This is a genomic window from Nitratidesulfovibrio sp. D1, from assembly GCF_051133415.1.
In the GTDB taxonomy this organism is placed as follows: Bacteria; Desulfobacterota; Desulfovibrionia; order Desulfovibrionales; family Desulfovibrionaceae; genus Cupidesulfovibrio.
In genome coordinates this window covers 115,023-129,609 of the sequence record NZ_JBPGNZ010000005.1, presented here as the reverse complement: position 1 = coordinate 129,609, position 14,587 = coordinate 115,023, and the positions used below count along the sequence as shown (strand labels likewise).

The 14,587-nt window shown below is 57.5% G+C and carries 23 protein-coding genes; 14 read left to right on the top strand and 9 right to left on the bottom strand.

The annotated features are described in order from the left end of the window. Positions 1–45 precede the first annotated feature (45 nt). Positions 46–711, top strand: a complete 666-nt coding sequence (locus ACR4XJ_RS11175) for a hypothetical protein (protein ID WP_434755294.1) — start codon at positions 46–48, stop codon at positions 709–711. 146 nt (positions 712–857) lie between these two features. On the opposite strand, the gene ACR4XJ_RS11170 is transcribed toward ACR4XJ_RS11175, so the two are convergent. The 3 genes from ACR4XJ_RS11170 to ACR4XJ_RS11160 all read right to left on the bottom strand — a co-directional run bounded on the left by ACR4XJ_RS11170 (position 858) and on the right by ACR4XJ_RS11160 (position 2,743). Beyond that, a complete protein-coding gene (locus tag ACR4XJ_RS11170) occupies positions 858–1,655 on the bottom strand; it encodes a DNA adenine methylase (RefSeq protein ID WP_434755293.1) in 798 nt (265 codons plus the stop codon). 186 nt (positions 1,656–1,841) lie between these two features. Next, positions 1,842–2,033 carry a hypothetical protein gene (locus ACR4XJ_RS11165; protein WP_434755292.1) on the bottom strand — a complete coding sequence of 64 codons (192 nt, stop codon included), beginning with the start codon at positions 2,031–2,033 and terminating at the stop codon, positions 1,842–1,844. Between the two features lie 20 nt (positions 2,034–2,053). Continuing rightward, positions 2,054–2,743: a tyrosine-type recombinase/integrase gene (locus ACR4XJ_RS11160; protein ID WP_434755589.1), complete on the bottom strand. Its 690-nt coding sequence runs from the start codon at positions 2,741–2,743 to the stop codon at positions 2,054–2,056. Between the two features lie 68 nt (positions 2,744–2,811). Here ACR4XJ_RS11160 and ACR4XJ_RS11155 point away from each other — a divergent pair, with 68 nt between their 5' ends. Both ACR4XJ_RS11155 and ACR4XJ_RS11150 read left to right on the top strand, forming a co-directional pair. Beyond that, positions 2,812–3,783 (top strand): hypothetical protein, encoded by a 972-nt coding sequence (locus ACR4XJ_RS11155; RefSeq protein ID WP_434755291.1) that lies wholly within the window; start codon positions 2,812–2,814, stop codon positions 3,781–3,783. Position 3,784: 1 nt separating this feature from the next. Continuing rightward, positions 3,785–4,327 carry a hypothetical protein gene (locus ACR4XJ_RS11150; protein WP_434755290.1) on the top strand — a complete coding sequence of 181 codons (543 nt, stop codon included), beginning with the start codon at positions 3,785–3,787 and terminating at the stop codon, positions 4,325–4,327. A gap of 559 nt (positions 4,328–4,886) precedes the next feature. On the opposite strand, the gene ACR4XJ_RS11145 is transcribed toward ACR4XJ_RS11150, so the two are convergent. Further along, positions 4,887–5,840, bottom strand: coding sequence for a DUF2806 domain-containing protein (locus ACR4XJ_RS11145; RefSeq protein ID WP_434755289.1), 954 nt, complete (start codon positions 5,838–5,840; stop codon positions 4,887–4,889). Positions 5,841–5,976: 136 nt separating this feature from the next. Here ACR4XJ_RS11145 and ACR4XJ_RS11140 point away from each other — a divergent pair, with 136 nt between their 5' ends. The 3 genes from ACR4XJ_RS11140 to ACR4XJ_RS11130 all read left to right on the top strand — a co-directional run bounded on the left by ACR4XJ_RS11140 (position 5,977) and on the right by ACR4XJ_RS11130 (position 7,016). Continuing rightward, positions 5,977–6,258, top strand: coding sequence for a hypothetical protein (locus ACR4XJ_RS11140; protein WP_434755288.1), 282 nt, complete (start codon positions 5,977–5,979; stop codon positions 6,256–6,258). A gap of 98 nt (positions 6,259–6,356) precedes the next feature. Beyond that, a complete protein-coding gene (locus tag ACR4XJ_RS11135) occupies positions 6,357–6,536 on the top strand; it encodes a type II toxin-antitoxin system HicA family toxin (protein ID WP_434755287.1) in 180 nt (59 codons plus the stop codon). Between the two features lie 42 nt (positions 6,537–6,578). Then, the gene (locus tag ACR4XJ_RS11130; RefSeq protein ID WP_434755286.1) at positions 6,579–7,016 is read left to right on the top strand and encodes a type II toxin-antitoxin system HicB family antitoxin; all 438 of its coding nucleotides are present in this window, start codon (positions 6,579–6,581) and stop codon (positions 7,014–7,016) included. Between the two features lie 104 nt (positions 7,017–7,120). Here ACR4XJ_RS11130 and ACR4XJ_RS11125 read toward each other — a convergent pair whose 3' ends face one another. Together ACR4XJ_RS11125 and ACR4XJ_RS11120 are read right to left on the bottom strand one after the other, a co-directional pair. After that, positions 7,121–7,369 carry a hypothetical protein gene (locus tag ACR4XJ_RS11125; protein WP_434755285.1) on the bottom strand — a complete coding sequence of 83 codons (249 nt, stop codon included), beginning with the start codon at positions 7,367–7,369 and terminating at the stop codon, positions 7,121–7,123. Positions 7,370–7,398: 29 nt separating this feature from the next. After that, positions 7,399–7,740, bottom strand: coding sequence for a hypothetical protein (locus ACR4XJ_RS11120; RefSeq protein ID WP_434755284.1), 342 nt, complete (start codon positions 7,738–7,740; stop codon positions 7,399–7,401). Between the two features lie 179 nt (positions 7,741–7,919). Here ACR4XJ_RS11120 and ACR4XJ_RS11115 point away from each other — a divergent pair, with 179 nt between their 5' ends. The 3 genes from ACR4XJ_RS11115 (at position 7,920) to ACR4XJ_RS11105 (ending at position 9,812) form a co-directional block, all read left to right on the top strand. Beyond that, complete coding sequence (locus ACR4XJ_RS11115; protein ID WP_434755283.1) at positions 7,920–8,054, top strand: DUF1778 domain-containing protein; 135 nt, start codon at positions 7,920–7,922, stop codon at positions 8,052–8,054. 181 nt (positions 8,055–8,235) lie between these two features. Then, the gene (locus ACR4XJ_RS11110; protein ID WP_434755282.1) at positions 8,236–9,090 is read left to right on the top strand and encodes a hypothetical protein; all 855 of its coding nucleotides are present in this window, start codon (positions 8,236–8,238) and stop codon (positions 9,088–9,090) included. Next, positions 9,087–9,812 (top strand): hypothetical protein, encoded by a 726-nt coding sequence (locus tag ACR4XJ_RS11105; RefSeq protein WP_434755281.1) that lies wholly within the window; start codon positions 9,087–9,089, stop codon positions 9,810–9,812. The genes ACR4XJ_RS11110 and ACR4XJ_RS11105 overlap by 4 nt, the downstream gene beginning before the upstream one ends. 72 nt (positions 9,813–9,884) lie before the next feature. Here the strand turns inward: ACR4XJ_RS11105 and ACR4XJ_RS11100 are convergent, their stop codons facing one another. After that, positions 9,885–10,775, bottom strand: coding sequence for a DUF2806 domain-containing protein (locus ACR4XJ_RS11100; protein ID WP_434755280.1), 891 nt, complete (start codon positions 10,773–10,775; stop codon positions 9,885–9,887). A gap of 388 nt (positions 10,776–11,163) precedes the next feature. Between ACR4XJ_RS11100 and ACR4XJ_RS11095 the strand changes: the two genes are divergently transcribed. The 5 genes from ACR4XJ_RS11095 (at position 11,164) to ACR4XJ_RS11075 (ending at position 13,111) form a co-directional block, all read left to right on the top strand. Continuing rightward, the gene (locus ACR4XJ_RS11095) at positions 11,164–11,565 is read left to right on the top strand and encodes a hypothetical protein (protein WP_434755279.1); all 402 of its coding nucleotides are present in this window, start codon (positions 11,164–11,166) and stop codon (positions 11,563–11,565) included. 87 nt (positions 11,566–11,652) lie between these two features. Continuing rightward, positions 11,653–11,916, top strand: a complete 264-nt coding sequence (locus ACR4XJ_RS11090) for a hypothetical protein (protein WP_434755278.1) — start codon at positions 11,653–11,655, stop codon at positions 11,914–11,916. Continuing rightward, positions 11,906–12,154, top strand: coding sequence for a hypothetical protein (locus ACR4XJ_RS11085; RefSeq protein WP_434755277.1), 249 nt, complete (start codon positions 11,906–11,908; stop codon positions 12,152–12,154). The genes ACR4XJ_RS11090 and ACR4XJ_RS11085 overlap by 11 nt, the downstream gene beginning before the upstream one ends. A gap of 235 nt (positions 12,155–12,389) precedes the next feature. After that, positions 12,390–12,581, top strand: a complete 192-nt coding sequence (locus tag ACR4XJ_RS11080) for a type II toxin-antitoxin system HicA family toxin (protein ID WP_434755276.1) — start codon at positions 12,390–12,392, stop codon at positions 12,579–12,581. A gap of 92 nt (positions 12,582–12,673) precedes the next feature. Further along, positions 12,674–13,111, top strand: a complete 438-nt coding sequence (locus ACR4XJ_RS11075; RefSeq protein WP_434755275.1) for a type II toxin-antitoxin system HicB family antitoxin — start codon at positions 12,674–12,676, stop codon at positions 13,109–13,111. A gap of 66 nt (positions 13,112–13,177) precedes the next feature. Here the strand turns inward: ACR4XJ_RS11075 and ACR4XJ_RS11070 are convergent, their stop codons facing one another. Together ACR4XJ_RS11070 and ACR4XJ_RS11065 are read right to left on the bottom strand one after the other, a co-directional pair. After that, the gene (locus ACR4XJ_RS11070; RefSeq protein WP_434755274.1) at positions 13,178–13,420 is read right to left on the bottom strand and encodes an ogr/Delta-like zinc finger family protein; all 243 of its coding nucleotides are present in this window, start codon (positions 13,418–13,420) and stop codon (positions 13,178–13,180) included. Positions 13,421–13,507: 87 nt separating this feature from the next. Continuing rightward, complete coding sequence (locus ACR4XJ_RS11065; RefSeq protein WP_434755273.1) at positions 13,508–14,584, bottom strand: phage portal protein; 1,077 nt, start codon at positions 14,582–14,584, stop codon at positions 13,508–13,510. Positions 14,585–14,587: the final 3 nt, after the last annotated feature.

Genomic DNA, 14,587 nt, shown 5'->3' with positions numbered 1-14,587 from the left:
TGCCGGGCGCGGGTCTGGTATCGCCGGAAAAAAAGGAGACACACGATGACGCACCAACGCCCGGCACGGCCCGCTTCGGCCCGCCAGCCGTTCCTGCTGCCGGTCCGCCGGTCGGCCCCGCTGCTGTGCCTGCTGCTGGCGGCCCTGCTGGCGGGCGGTTGTGGCCCCAAGCGGGCCATTACCGGCTTTCCCGGGGAATCCACGGAGGAAACCCGCCCCGCGACGCAACAGGCCGAACCGCAGCGGCCCCGCATCGTCACCCTGGCCACGCCCTATGATTCCAAGGAGGCGCGCCGCAAGCTGGCCCCCGGCAAAAACACCATCCGGGGCACGGCCACGGCCAGGACGCCCGGCGGAGAGGTGGCGACCTGCGCGGGCAAGCCGGTGACCCTGGTGCCGGTGACGGCCTATTCCAGCGAACGCATGTTCGCCCTCTACGGCAGCGACGACAGGGGCGCCCTGCGCCTGGGGCAGGGTGCGGCCCCGCCGCCGGTCATCACCAACGACGATCCGCAGTACCTCGCCGACCATCCGCAGACCGTGTGCACCGACAGCGGGACCTTCGTCTTCAAGGACATCGCCGACGGACAGTTCTTCATCGTCACCGGCTTCACGTGGCAGACGGCGGACAAAAAACCGCAGGGCGTGGGCCTGATGCAGCGGGTTTCCGTGTCCGGCGGGCAGACGAGAAAGCTCGACATGAAGCCGTAGGATGAAATGTAGCGCGACACTTATTTTTGCCCTAAGCGACGTTTATTTTTGACGAACGTTACCGCGCCGTGGCTTATTGGCGTGCGCCGTGGGCGGAGCAAAGCCACCGGAATTCCCCGGTGGCTTTTTGCTCCTTGCAGAGGTTATCAGCGCCGTTGGATTAACAGTTCTCCTGCCGCGACGTTTTTTCCGTTGCTGCAGGAGTACTTCGTTTGCACGGCCTCGATTTCAAAGTCCTTGAACGCAGCCCGCACCCCAGGTGTGTCGTTCAGGCTGAGGAGAAACCGCCCTTTGATACCTGCCAGTTGCTTGGCCAGCCGGGTAAAATCCTCCCGACGGAAGATACCGGGGCCGTAGTAGCCCTCGCAGTTCCAGTATGGCGGATCGATGTAGAAGAAGGTGCCCTGCACATCGTACCGCGCGATGACCTCGCTGTAAGGCAGGCATTCCACGTACACCCGGGCCAGCCGAAGATGCGCGGCGGAGAGGTATTCCTCTATACGCAACAGATTGAGTTTCGAGGGTCTTGTCAGGCCATACCCGAAGGTCGGGTTGGAGATACGCCCACCAAAGCATGCTTGCTGCAAATAGTAGAACCGGGCTGCACGCTGGATATCCGTCAGCGTGTCGGGGTTGGCCACCTTTAGCCGTTCAAACTCGTCCCTGGCTACCAGCACCCATTTGAAGTATCTGACAAACTCCTCCAGGTGCCACTGCAGGCAGCGGTAGAGGGTGACCACCTCCTTGTTGATGTCGTTGATGACTTCCACTTTGCTCTCTGGCTTGCGGAAGAGAACCCATGCCGCGCCGCAGAAGGGCTCGACGTAGCACTCATGTTCGGGGATGCGCTCGATGATGCGCTTGGCCAGAAGACTCTTGCCTCCCATCCAGCCTGCAAGCGGCGGACGGCAGGAGGGTATAGGGTTATTGTCGGTTTCGAGCATCGGGGTCTCCTCACGGTAAACACTCTTGTGTGTTTGCCCGATCCACTGGTAAACACTTCTCGTCCGGTGGCCACTGGACAAGGCCGCGGATCGAATCATCAGGTTGTACCCTGATGAGGGCCGTGGGCGGTGTTTGCGCACCGTTCGGTGGGGCGTTCCAGCGCCCCGCCTGCCTCCTCTCAAAATCTATCTCCCCAAAATCGCCCAGGCGCAGCGCATGTCCAGATAGTCGGCCCAAGCCTGCATCATCCGGGTGCGCTCGGCCAGCAACTCGCCGCGCTGATAGGCGGCTCGGACCTGATTTTTGTCCACGTGGGCCAACTGGCGCTCAATGGCCTCGCTGGCCCACCCTTGCTCGGACAACACGGTCGCGGCCATGGCCCTAAAACCATGTCCGGTCATGACGTCCCGGCCATGGCCCTAAAACCATGTCCGGTCATGACGTCCCGGCCATAGCCCATGCGCCGCAGGGCCGTATTAATGACCCCGCCACCTTCATGGCGGGATTTGTCCCACCGCGACGGGAACAGCCAGCGATTATCACCGGTCACGCTGCGCAACTCGCGCAGCACGTCGAGGGCCTGCCGGGCCAACGGAACGAGGTGCGTGCGCCTCATCTTCATCTTTGCGGCCGGGATGCGCCAGATACACGCATCCCATTCGATTTCGCTCCATTCGGCCTGGCACAGTTCGCCGGGGCGGACGAAGATCAGCGCCGCCAGTAGCAGCGAACTCCGCCGTTTTTTAGCTCGGACGTCGTTGATGTCGCGCATGAGTTGCCCCATCTGCCGTGGTTCGGTCAGGGCCGCCCTGGGCTTGGACTTGTGGGGTGTCATAGCCCAGCCCAGATCCCGTGCCGGGTTGGAGTATATGTGCCCGCACGCGATGCCGTAGCGCATAATTTGGGATACGTGCGACTTGATTTTGCGGGCAGTTACCAGCGTGCCCCGTTTTTCGATGCGGCGCAGGATGGTCAGGACCATCGGCGCGGTGATTTTCTTGAGCGGTTTATCCCCGAGCTTTGGCATGACCTCGCGCTCAAGGCGTCGCCACGACTCCTGGGCATATTCGGCGTTGCCTTGGAGTATATACAGTTCCCACCATTCCCGAACCGGGGGCGGGCAAATCCACCATCCTGGAGTTTCTGTGGAAGTGCGTGGGCCGCGACGACTACGAAGGCTTCGATCTGCTGAAGGCCACCCCCGCCGGGCGGCGGCGCGCCTTTTCGCAGGTGAGCAACCTGCCGGTGGTCATCATCGAATCGGACCGCGACAACGGCGACAAGGACGCCAAGCAGCGGCAGTTCGGCTTTGACGAAGTGAAACCCTTCTACAACGGGCGCGGCACCGGCACGCTGGGCGTGGCCCGGCGTTCCAACGACGTGGAGGAGCACCTGTTTCAGGCGTCGCTGGTCATCAGCCAGAATGCCGAGGTGGACGGGTCGGAGGCGCTGCTACAGCGCATCGTGCATTGCCACGCCGACAAGAAGCACCACAAGACCGGCACGCGCGACGTGGCCCGGTGGTTCGAGCGGCAGACGGCGGCGGACGTGGGCGGCTTTCTGAGCGTGGCCCTGTCGCGCGAACGCGATATCCTGGAAGCCTACGCCGCGGCCTTCGACAGCATCGAAACCCGCTACACCGACAGCGGCGTCCTGAAGAACGAGCGCATCATTAAGAACCACGCGCAGGTGGCCGCGTGCGGCCACGCCCTGAAGGTGCTGTTTCCCACCATGTCGGACTATCTGCGCGAAGGGCTGACCGAATACCTGTTCCTGCGGGCCAAGGCGCGGGAGCAACGCCTGGCTGCGGACCACCCGCTGGTGGAGCAGTTCTGGGACACTTACGACTACCTGTCCATCCAGTTGACCAAGACCACCTCGCGGTTGGACCCGCTGAACCACGAGAGCAAGCCGGGCTTCATTGCCGTGAACTTCAACCAGTACACCGAAGCCTGCCGCAATTGCGGGCAGGCCATGCCCGACGTGGGCAACCTGAAGAAGCTGCTGCACACCAGCAGCGTGCGGCGGTTTGTGGCGTCGAACCGCTGCGTCTATTCGCAGCACGAGAAGAAGAACGTGAAATGCTGGGTGTTCCACGAGGCCAAACTGCCAACCCTGGAGGATTGAAATGGCGCTTCAGAATCCTGAGCCGACGGATCGGCTGATCGACTATGCTGGCCAGCTGAAACTGCTTGCCAAACGGCTGGAAAGGGAAGGGGCCATGCCCGATATCTTGCGTGCCCTGCGGGCCATCGCAAACGAGATGCGCCGCTGCGGTGCCGTTTGGAAGGAGGTGTACCACCCCGGCATGCTGCCTGTGGCGGTGCCGCCCACCGTGCCGTATCTGCCCCGGCGGGGGCTGGCCGTGTTTGCTGCCGAAGAGCCATCCCGCGTTGCCCAGTTCTGGGCAGCATACGAGGCTTTGACGGCGGGGCTTGGCGGCGACCTGCCAGAGCCGCTAAACCACAGCACGGACGCAACGCGGATCGCCATCAGCATGCCGCACTTCTATGAGGTCTGGGCGAATTCCGAACTTCCCGTCATTGAGAAGCCCCGGCTACAGGCCGCGTTGAAGAAGTCTGCCCGGCGGCCTCTGGTGGGCAGTAACCTGCTGGTGCGATCACGCTTGGTCGGCAAGTACATTCGATGTTGGGTTTTCGAGAAACCCTGACGGAAAGCCCGCCGAACCCTCGGCGGGTTTTTTTGCGCCCAATGGTCCGAAATTACATGACATGCGCGTACTACGCGCACGTGCATGCGCACGACGCGCGCGGAGAGTTTTTCCAAAACGAAGGCTTTCTCATTTAGGGTTCAAAAGGTTCAAAGTGTAAAAAATTAACTATAACTATTTAAAATTATAGTATGTGTGAGTGAACCATTTTTGAACCTGCCAGCGTTCAAAAATGGTTCAAACTGAACCTCTGTTTTGAACCCCAGCTGAACATCCGTGAACCTTCGCAACAAGCTGATTTTATTGGCCGCGCAAGAATGAGGCGGATTGGGGCGGTTCAAAAAATAGTGGAGTAAAATAGGTGTGTTGTGCTGTTGTGGGGCGGTTTTTCGGGCTCTTGAACTTTTTGAACCGGTTCAAAATTGAGGTAGGGCGCGGGCGGCGGCAGGTAGCTGAGGCTAGCCTGCATGGCGTGGCAATGTTTCTGGTGGAATGAAGTGTTTTGCAATGTCATAAGTTGCGTAATCGAAATGTATATTTAGTAGTGTTGTCTGGTGGGTTATCTTAATGGGTGGTGTGATATGATTGTGTCTGAAGTGTGATTAGATGTTTCTTGGTTGCGCACTACATCTATTGATGTGAATGAATGAATATTCTTATTATTTAGCCTGAACATAGATATGATGTATTTTAATTGTGCATTAGACGGTTCCGGAGCGTCAGAAATCAAAGAGATTTCAAAACCTGCACGAGACATTGATAACCAAATTATTCCAGATCCATGTATGTTTTTAATGGTTGGTGCTTTGTATGTGACTTTATGTCCAAAGAAAAGTGAAGTTGAAGAATCATCGTCGTATTTTCCTGTTTGAATTGCTTTTCTTTCCATAATTAGACCAACGTCAATCATTTTTGATATTTCTGAATACGGAGTTTCAAATATTTCTTCTGTTTCAGTGCATGGAATAACGGACCCTACACGTAAAGGAATTACTGAAGAGAATATTGTAGCGTCGCGCTTGGTAATGTTTTTTAATACGTCGAGGGTCTTGTATGAGAATGATGTCGGCGTTTTAATTTCTTCAGCCAATATGCGTCCCCAAAGGGCTTGCATGTCTGTGTTTCCAATGACGGTTGCGCCTTGCCGCCAGCGGGCAAACCAGTCGGGGGCTACATCTGTTTCGGAAATGCTTTCGTCTGGTGTATTGCCCAAGATGTCCAAGGCGATCTTGAGGTTGCCGGTCAGATTCTCCAGGTCTTGATGTTGGCCGAGAGCGATCAGGGGCGAAATTGGAGCAAGCGCCGGGCGTAGTTCTCCGTCAACATAGACCAGCTCCCCGTTCGTGATCTGCTGGGCGTCCCTTTGGTTTTGGGCTGCTGCGAGGATGTTGCGGCGATCTTCTGCGCGGGTGAATTTGCCGAAGAGGAGACCTCCCAGCTTCTTAAGGCCGGTGCAAGGTGTTTCAACTAGGGGGGTCAGGTCGGCTTTCGCTTCGACGGGCCAGAATGACATGGTTCCCCCGCTGAATTATGAGTGGCGTTTTTGGTAACCTTTTGCATTCTTGCTGGTATAGGTCAATACGTCCGTATGCGGGATGTCTCTTTTGCCTCGGTCTTCTGTATCGGCCCCCCTTCAGTTCAACCAGGCCATGGGCGAGCAGCCAGCGCACGGAGCGCGGGCGCTCGCCTTTTTTCACGTCCAGTTGCAGCAGGATCAGGTGCTTGAACCGTTCGGCTATCATGGTGGCGCGGACCACGCGTTCGGGCGCTGGCGCGCCGCGCCGGTCGTGGTGCAGCAGCAGGCGGCGCGGGCGGCCATCCGCGTCGCGCAGGATCTCTGGCTTGCAGTCGTGGGCCAGCAGCCAGGCGAGGGGGGCGAAGAGTTTCGTGTAAGGCATGGGCCGATCATATCGCGCCCGGCGACGGGGTGAAGGTGGGTGCGCGGCTCGGGATGGGGGAATACACACAAAAACACACACGCGATTGACGATGTGTAGAAAAGTGTGTAAGTTAATTTCACGAGGTGCGCATGAAGCGATCACGCATCCTGAAGGTCTTGGAGAAAGCGGGCTTCACCTTCAAGGAGGGGGGCAACCATACCAAGGCATACGACAGGGACGGGCGGTACAGGGCGGCGATTCCGAGGCACAACGAGATCAAGGAGATGTTGGCCGCCCTCATTGAGAAGCAGACCGGAGTGAAGTTTTAACGAAACGGGGGGAGGGGGCGCCTTCCCCCACCCGGAGCAGATATGCATTACTTTGCCATTTTCACGCCCGCCCGCGAAGGCGGGTATGTCATCACCTTTCCGGATATCCCCGAGGCGTTGTCGCAGGGGGATACGCTGGAAGAGTGCATGGAGAACGCCCGCGACGTGCTAGCCGATTCGCTGGGCGAGTATGCCGCAGAACGGCGCGAGCTTCCGGCCCCGTCCACCTACGAGCATGTGCAGGAGCAGGCGCGGGCGCTGCACGCGGAGCCGGGCGTGGCCCCGGACCGGCCCCAGTTGCTCCAGCTGATCCACGCCCCCGCCGTGGACCGTACGCCGGTGCGCATCAACATCAGCCTGCCCAAGTTCGCCCTGGAGGAACTGGACCGTCTGGCCCGCGCGCGTGGCATGAGCCGTTCGGCCTTCATTGCGGAAACCGCGTTGCAAGCGGCTGGGCGAGGCGAACGCGCGGCGGCCTGAGCGGTAACGGCAGGGCAAGGGTAGGAAATGAAGCGGCCCGCATCTCGTGAGAGGTGCGGGCCGCTTATGTTGGCTGGCGGGTTTGAGCCCGCCGCGTGGAGGGGTTAGCGTTTTTTGTTGGACTGGGAAACGATGGATGCTGCGAACTCCTGGGCCAGATTGCTGGAGCGCTCGTTCTGGAGGACTCGCCCAGCCTTGGCTTCCATCTCGGCGCCGGTTTGTTTGTCGGGTGACCGTTGGGACAGGGCAGAAGCGGCGAGGCTCTTGGTGGATGCCGAAGCGTTCGGATCGTTAAGCGCTTTTCCGGCGTGGGACGCGACAGTCGCGGACGTCTGCTTGGTGTTCTTGGACATGATAGGGTCTCCATGGTGTCGTTTAGGGGTTAATCGTCGCTGTCTTCGTGCTCATCTATCCGTTGTTGGTCGTCTTGGCAGTCTCCGCAGTATAACCCTCCGTTTTCATCTTGGTTTTCGTAGGCGGACGGGATGTCCTCAAGCGCAATCTGGCTTCCGTCGCAGTAAGGGCTTTCACATTCAATTTCGAGGTGGGGTTGGATATGTTGCGTAAAAACATGCTGTTGTTTGTCTGAGAGGTTGTCGAGCCCGTGGTCTCCGATGATCTGCTTGGCGACGCCTTCTGAAGCAATGTGATCCAATACCTCGTACTCCAGAAGGGTTTTCAGGGCGGCAACTAAATGATCTTGAGGGCTTTCTTCCTGTGGCATGCTACCTCCGGGTTTTGTTTCTAGACATTTTCTGTACTGTTTAGCGATATTTTAAAGTGGGTCAAGATGTCCGCATGGAATATAATATATCTGGATGTATTGAATGTTGTATGGTTGCAGGCGTTGCGCTGTTTTTCTTTGGAGAAAATTTTGCGACCGATGGCCGGAAGGCCGTGCCCGTGAACATCACCATGCCCGTCTACGTGCGCAACGCCATCGACAGGGCCGCCAAGGCGCGGGGGCTGACCCGCTCTGCGTTCATCGTCGAGAGCGCCATGCAGGCGGCAGGACGGAGCAGGCGCGCGGCGGCCTGAGCGGTAACGGCAGGACAAGGGTAGGAAATGAAGCGGCCCGCATCTCGTGAGAGGTGCGGGCCGTGTTTTGCGTGGGGGGGCAAAGGCGGTTGTCTAATGTCTTGTCAGATGTGGGTATATAGGGCAATTTGTCCGTGAGCGTTTACTGGTGATTCTTTTATAAGAACCGGAGGTTATATAAATGTCTCATGTGATGTCGGTGCGATTTGACGGGGATATCCTTTCTGAACAGCATTATATTTCGTTGCGTACCGCATCGAAGGTTTTTGGGCATCTCCAGGTCGCCGTGGACAGGGCGCATCTTCAGAAGTTGGGGCGGCTGCACAAGCATGCTAAGCTTGGGGCTGAGCAGTATCAGAGTCATGTTATTTGGCTTGGGGATAGTTTGGCGAATTGTAGAACGTTTCAAATTTTAGCAGATAATGACGACAAGCAATTAATTGATGTCGTAAAAATGAATTTTGTTGATGCATTTGAGGGTGCTGTTAAAAAAGGAATAGCTGCTGAAGTTGAAGATATTAGAGATGAGAGTCGACTTGTGCTGGCAAAGGTAGAGTCGGGAGTAGTAAGGCCAACACGGTATAATGAATTTCGAGTGCTTAATGAAGAGAGATTTTCGTCGGGCTTTATTCGTCGGGCGATAGCTAAAGAGTTGGTTAAAATTGGTTCTGTTGTCAGCAGTGAAGGGGCAGGTGCCAGTTCTATAACTCTTGATTTTCTCGGAGAAGACTCTGAAGCTGTAACCTTGAATAGGCAGATTGCCGAATTGCTGCGCAATTATGTGGGGCAGCGGTCGTTGGGTGATCCTGTCGTGTATGCTGGTGAGTATCGTGGGGGAGACGTTTTTACTAAGACTGGAAAATTTAAAAATGCATTAAATGGAAAGACAATGATTGTGCGTTTTGACAAAAAAGAAGATGCAATGTTTCTAAATGGGTTTTCTGGTCAGGTTGTATCTATTGTGTGTTGTCCTGTTTTGGAGTATGGTACACACGACGTGGAATGTGGAGATGTTTTCTACCTGAAGAAGATATGAGCGATACAAAAACAGTCATTGCGCGCTATGTTGATGATTTGCTGCGAAAGCTGTCGTCACGTTTTCTTGTGGCTACAGTGTTGTCGTATTACGCGATCGTCGTAGCGCTTGAGGTTTCTGGCATGCGTCCTGGGGGGCTGCTGCCGGACTCTGTGTGTGCGGTTGCTGATTGGTTGTCGGCCCGCGACAGTGTGCTTCTTGGGGTGGCTAGCTATCCGTTTGATAAGCTGCTCGCCAAGGGGTCACCTTTGCTGGTGCATGGCTCTTTGTCTGTGGTGGCAGTCTGTTTTTTTGTGGCGGGGGTGGTCGGCCATGTCGTCAACTCGTTTTCTATGAAGTTGTATGGATGGCTGGTGCGAGATGGTGGTGGGGCTAGGGTTAGTATTGAAGGCGTTTATGCTGCGGCAAGCTCCAGCCGTACTGGGGATTACGCGGATGCGGTGTTGGCTGGTGAGATAGAGAGTTCCCTTGATGGGCGGCGGTTTGTTTCGTCGTTTTTGTTGTTTCTGGGTGACTCCTTTGCCGTGCTTGGGCTCATCGCGTTTTGTGTGTCCCGTGGCTCATGGTTTGATAATTTGGCTTCCTTGTTGATGCTGTTACTTGCTGTGGTGTCGTGCTGTGTGAGTGTCTGGTATTACGTTGTGCGTGTTGTGGTGCGTCAGGCTTATGTGGCGGGTCTGCGCGGTCAGAATATCGAGGCTGCAATTTTTGCGCGTCGTTAATGTGGCGGCGTGTATATCGGTGCTGAAGCGGCCCACATATCGTGAGAGGTGCGGGCCGCTTCTTTGTAGTGTTTATGTGGTGATGGTGGGGTTTAGTCCCTTTTTTTGCCAGTAGTCGCATAGGTGTTCTAGGAAGCCGGGGACAGCGGTTTGGTTCGCGAGTTTGTGCAGTTCTGTCCCGGATTTTGTCAAAACAACTTGGCCTATGGGGATCTCAGTGTCTGGAGATATGTTTAGTGTTATTCTGTGGCCAAAGTATGAGAAGGTTATGGGGGGGGTGTCAAATGTGTAATTTGTTCCGATGGGGGTGGTGTATGATATGAGTCCAATGTCATCAAGGTGATGAAGCATTATGTAGTCTATGCCATTGCGTGCGTATATATCGTCGCTGTGATTTATAATTACTGGCAAGTCTTCTTCTTCTACGCGTAATGAGAAACGACATATTGACTCGAAGCCTTTTAAGTCGTCTTTGCTGAAGTCGTTGAGGATGTTGATAGTCCTGCGCGAGTATGATCCAGGGGCGTTGGCTTCACCAGCCAATATGCGACCCCAAAGGTTTTGCATGTCAGCGTCTGAAAATTGGCTCGACTTGTTTATAAAGTTATGTACCCAATCAGAGTCTATTTCTCTCGATTTTGCTCCGTTGCTTAGTAGTGGTAGCGCAATGTCGAGAATCGTATCGATGTTTATTTGTTTTCGTATCTCTTCTGTTGTGAAGCGTGTTAGTGCTCGGAGCTTGAGTTCTGTCGTTTTTATTTGAGATTCTGTGAGTATCTCATCTGTGAGAGCTTTTGCTCTTGCTTGTGCTTCTGCTGCTTTTGCTTCTGCTTTTGCATTTCTTGTGATTATCCAAGGCTTAAAAAATGTTCCTGTAGCCTTAGATATGGTGGAAATTAGTTCCAAAGCTGGTTTTTCGCAGTGTCCAGATATTTCCGCAAGGTGTTGGAGATCGTCAGGCACGTTGAACTCCTTTGGATGCAGCACTATTGGTAAAAATGAACCAAGCAGGGCCAATGTGATCAGCGTTCGTCTAGTGCCCATTCTCTTGACATCCCTCACCCCTATAGGTCAATCTGTCCGCAGGTGCTCGAAACACCTTGTTTCCTAGGCGGCCATCACGCCCGTCAGCCGTGGTTTTTTTGCGCCCATGCTCCGGCGGTGCCCGTGCGTCTTGCGCATGGTTTCTCTTGCCATTAGGAGAGGTGCGCCCATCCCACGCGATATTCTGTCGGGAGTGCGGCTAATACAATACCCTTCGGGGGAATACGCCCGCCGCCCTAGGACGGTTTCGAGCTCCCGGCAGCTTTCTCGAAAGAGGCTGCCAATCGAAAAATCCTAGGAGCCTCACATGATCCCCACCCCCACCTTGTCCGCGTTCATCGTAGAGCGCGGCCACCTTCTGGCCGAGGCCGTGGCCGAACTGGGTGCCCAGTTCGCGCTGCCCGCCGAATGCGTCCACCTTTCCGTGCGACCTGCCTTGTGCGCCGCCCAGGGCGACCTTGCCGAGTTGGACGAGCTGCTGCACGAATCGCTGCCCGATCTGGACGGTGGCCCCGATGATGCCCCCACTGGCGGCCTGCCCGGCAACCTGTCCGGCGATCCGTCCGGAGCGCCTGGCCGTGGACTGGCTGGCCCACCGTGCGGCGGCGCTTTCGGAGCAGGCAGCCCGGCTTTCCGTCTCCGCGTGCGAGGCGGTGGCCGATGCCGCCGCCAGTCTTGCGCCATCCGTTGCCCAAGACGCATTGCCTGATGTAGGTTCGCCGTTCGCGCAAACCGGCCACAGGGGGACCACGGCATCCGCGCGTCCTGAAACCTCAACCCCTGTGGAGGCGGCAGCATGAACGCCCACAGGGAAACCACCTATCAGGACGCCTTTGCCGTCGTCTCCGGGCAGGACCGCCTGCAAGAGGATCTGGAAGATGTGGCGAATGAGGCAGAAGAACTGGCGGGCATCCTTCGCGGCGCGCTGCGTAAGGGTGAACCCATCGACTTCACGCGGTACCTGTTCAAGACCCTCCAGCGCCAGTTGACGTGGCTGTCGGGCGATGTGGCCCGCATGCATGTCGCCGTCGAGCAGGAGGAGACACACCATGGACGTTGACCCCATCGGACGCATCTACAGCCACGCGGCGGCGCTACGCACCATCGCCGCCCGCCTGCCGGAAGAACACGGCGGCCTTGCGCTGATTCTGGCCCTGCTGGGCGAAGACCTGCAACACTGCGGAGAGGCGCTGGACGACACCCCCTGCGCCGCCGCCAGCGCCCCAGCGCGCGGCGGGACAGGGGCAGGGCAACGGCCCACCGTGGGCCTGCGGACGCCCTTCCTAGCCCGGCCCTGAAGATCACCCCCATAACGAAACGCCCCCGGCATCGGTTGATGTCGGGGGCGCTTTTTTGCGCAAAAAATACACACTGCCCTTGACAGGTGTGTAGAGCGTGTGTAGATACTGGCGGCACAGGAGGCAACAATGATGGAGACAACCACGCCCCGCGGCTTTCGGCAATTTGTTGCAGAATCTGCGCTCCCCAGTGAACTCGGTGTCGTTCCGAACCCAACCCTCGACAGGAGGAAACATGTCAAGCCGGGAAGTGATTAAAAGACTACAAGACGCTGGCTGGTACCTCGCCAAGACCGTTGGCGACCACCATCAATTCAAACATCCGGAGCATCGCGGGAAGGTTACTGTCCCGCATCCCGTGAAGGATTTGTTTGTCAGTGTTATCAAAAGCATTGAGAAACAATCAGGCGTAAAACTCAGAGAATGAAAAGGGGGGGCTCCCCCCTTGGCCTAGGCTCTCTAGGGCCTATAGTATCTATAGGATAGATTTTGTCGCCCAAAATAATGGAGAAAGATATCATGTACTTCTATGTGGCACAGTTCCTCCCTGCAGAGGAGCGTGAAGGTGCCTATGCCGTGACGTTCCCGGATTTGCCGGGGTGCATCACCCAGGGCGAAAGCCTTGAAGATGCATTTCGCATGGCACAGGAAGCTCTGGAGTGCCATCTGTTGGGAATGCACGAGGACAATGATCCTCTGCCTGTTCCGTCCAGCCTCAAGGAGGCACGCGCCAAGGCCGAGACCGAGGCTGCCGAAGATGGCGAAGTCATCCCCGAAGGTACCCTGTACCAACTGGTTCCGGCTCCGTCGCTCGATATCCCGCCCGTGCGGGTGAACATTTCACTGGCTCCGCATGTGCTTGCGCTGGTCGATCGAGTGGCGCAGGAAGAGGGTATGAGCCGTTCCGGTTTCTTGGTCGCTGCAGCACGGCATTATGCCATGCAACTGCGGGCCTAACCGCAGCTAGGTGAACCGTACAGCCCCCGGTGTTTTGTGACGCCGGGGGCTGTTGTTTTTCAGGGATCAGGTGGAGAGCAGCAACTGCACTTCTCGCCGCCCGCCGCATTCAGCTAGGGCGTCTCGCGTCTGTTCAGGCAGATCCAGCGCAGACGGTGACAGCGTGTGCGCAAACTCCAGGTTCATGACAAAGCTGTGGCCGCATTCGGGGGTGTTGCATACGCAGTAGAGCTTGGTGAACTGTGGGGTCACCTCGCGGCGCGAGGTGATACGGGCCTTGCCGTGGCACCTGTCGCAGATAATGCGCATGGTGTTCATCCTCCTGCACAAACACAATGACAAGGGGGCGTTGCTGTCAATCGGGCAGCAAGTCCCATGCGTTTCGCCCGCCGGTGGTCAGGCCACCGGCGGGTTTTCCGTTTGCGGGGCAAAGCCCACGCGGGCGGCGGGCGGCAGGTGCTCGTTCACTTCCAGCAGCAGCTCGCGCACCGGGGTTATCTCGTTCTTCTCGTACACCGCGTCTATCTTGGTGATGTCGCCAAAGCCGCCGGTGTTGTTGGGGATAATGCTGGCCATGGCCGGGGGTATGCGGTGCGCGGCAATGATGTCGTCGCGGCTGATGTTCTTGATCTTCTCCAGTTCGTCCCGCGTGCTGAAGTCGCCCACCGGCAGGATCTGCACGTCCTTTTCGCGCCCGTTGGGTATGTGCAGGAACATGTTGCGAAAGTTGCCGATGCCCTTGCTGCCCTCTATGGCGGCGCGGATGCGGTCGCGGTCGTCCGCCTCCAGCGAACTGGAGGAGGAGTAGAACACGTAGCCCATGTGCGCGCCGTTGCGGTAGTACCGGCGGCGGAACAGGGTGGCGTCCTCGTTCAGCAGCATGGACTGGATGGCCCCCAGGTACGAGGGCAGGCCGTAAATGGTCTGGCTGACGTCGTAGTTGCGGATATGCACCACCTCGCCGGGGGCAAAGCGGTGGATCTGCCCCGTCAGGGGCAGCAGGCCATAGCAGTCGTCTTCCTTCAGGCGGCGCATGTTGATGGCCGGTAGGTGGCGCAGCTCCACCACCTCGCCGTACCAGTTGCGGATTTTTTGCAGGTACCCGTTGGCGAACACCAGGTAGTCGGTGGTCATGGCGTGCATGGCCCGGCGGGTAAGCGCCGCCGTGGGCAGAAAGCCGCGCAGCACCACGTTGGTTTTGAATTCCAGCAGGGGGCCATGGTAGGCGTTGGCCCGCAGCAGCCGGGCCAGCCCGCGCAGGGGCACCGGCGGCTGGTAGTAGCTGCCGTTGTCCAGCAGCCATACCCCAAGGTGGTCATACACCGCCCCGGCCAGCGCCGGTTCCGGGTCGCCAAAGGTGAAGGCCTGCACCCCGCGCAGGGCATCGTTGATGATCGCCCCGGCGTTGGGCACCGGCCCGGCCCCGGTGGCGGGGTTGGCGGTGGCGTGCTTTTTCGTTCTGGCCCTGGCCATGTA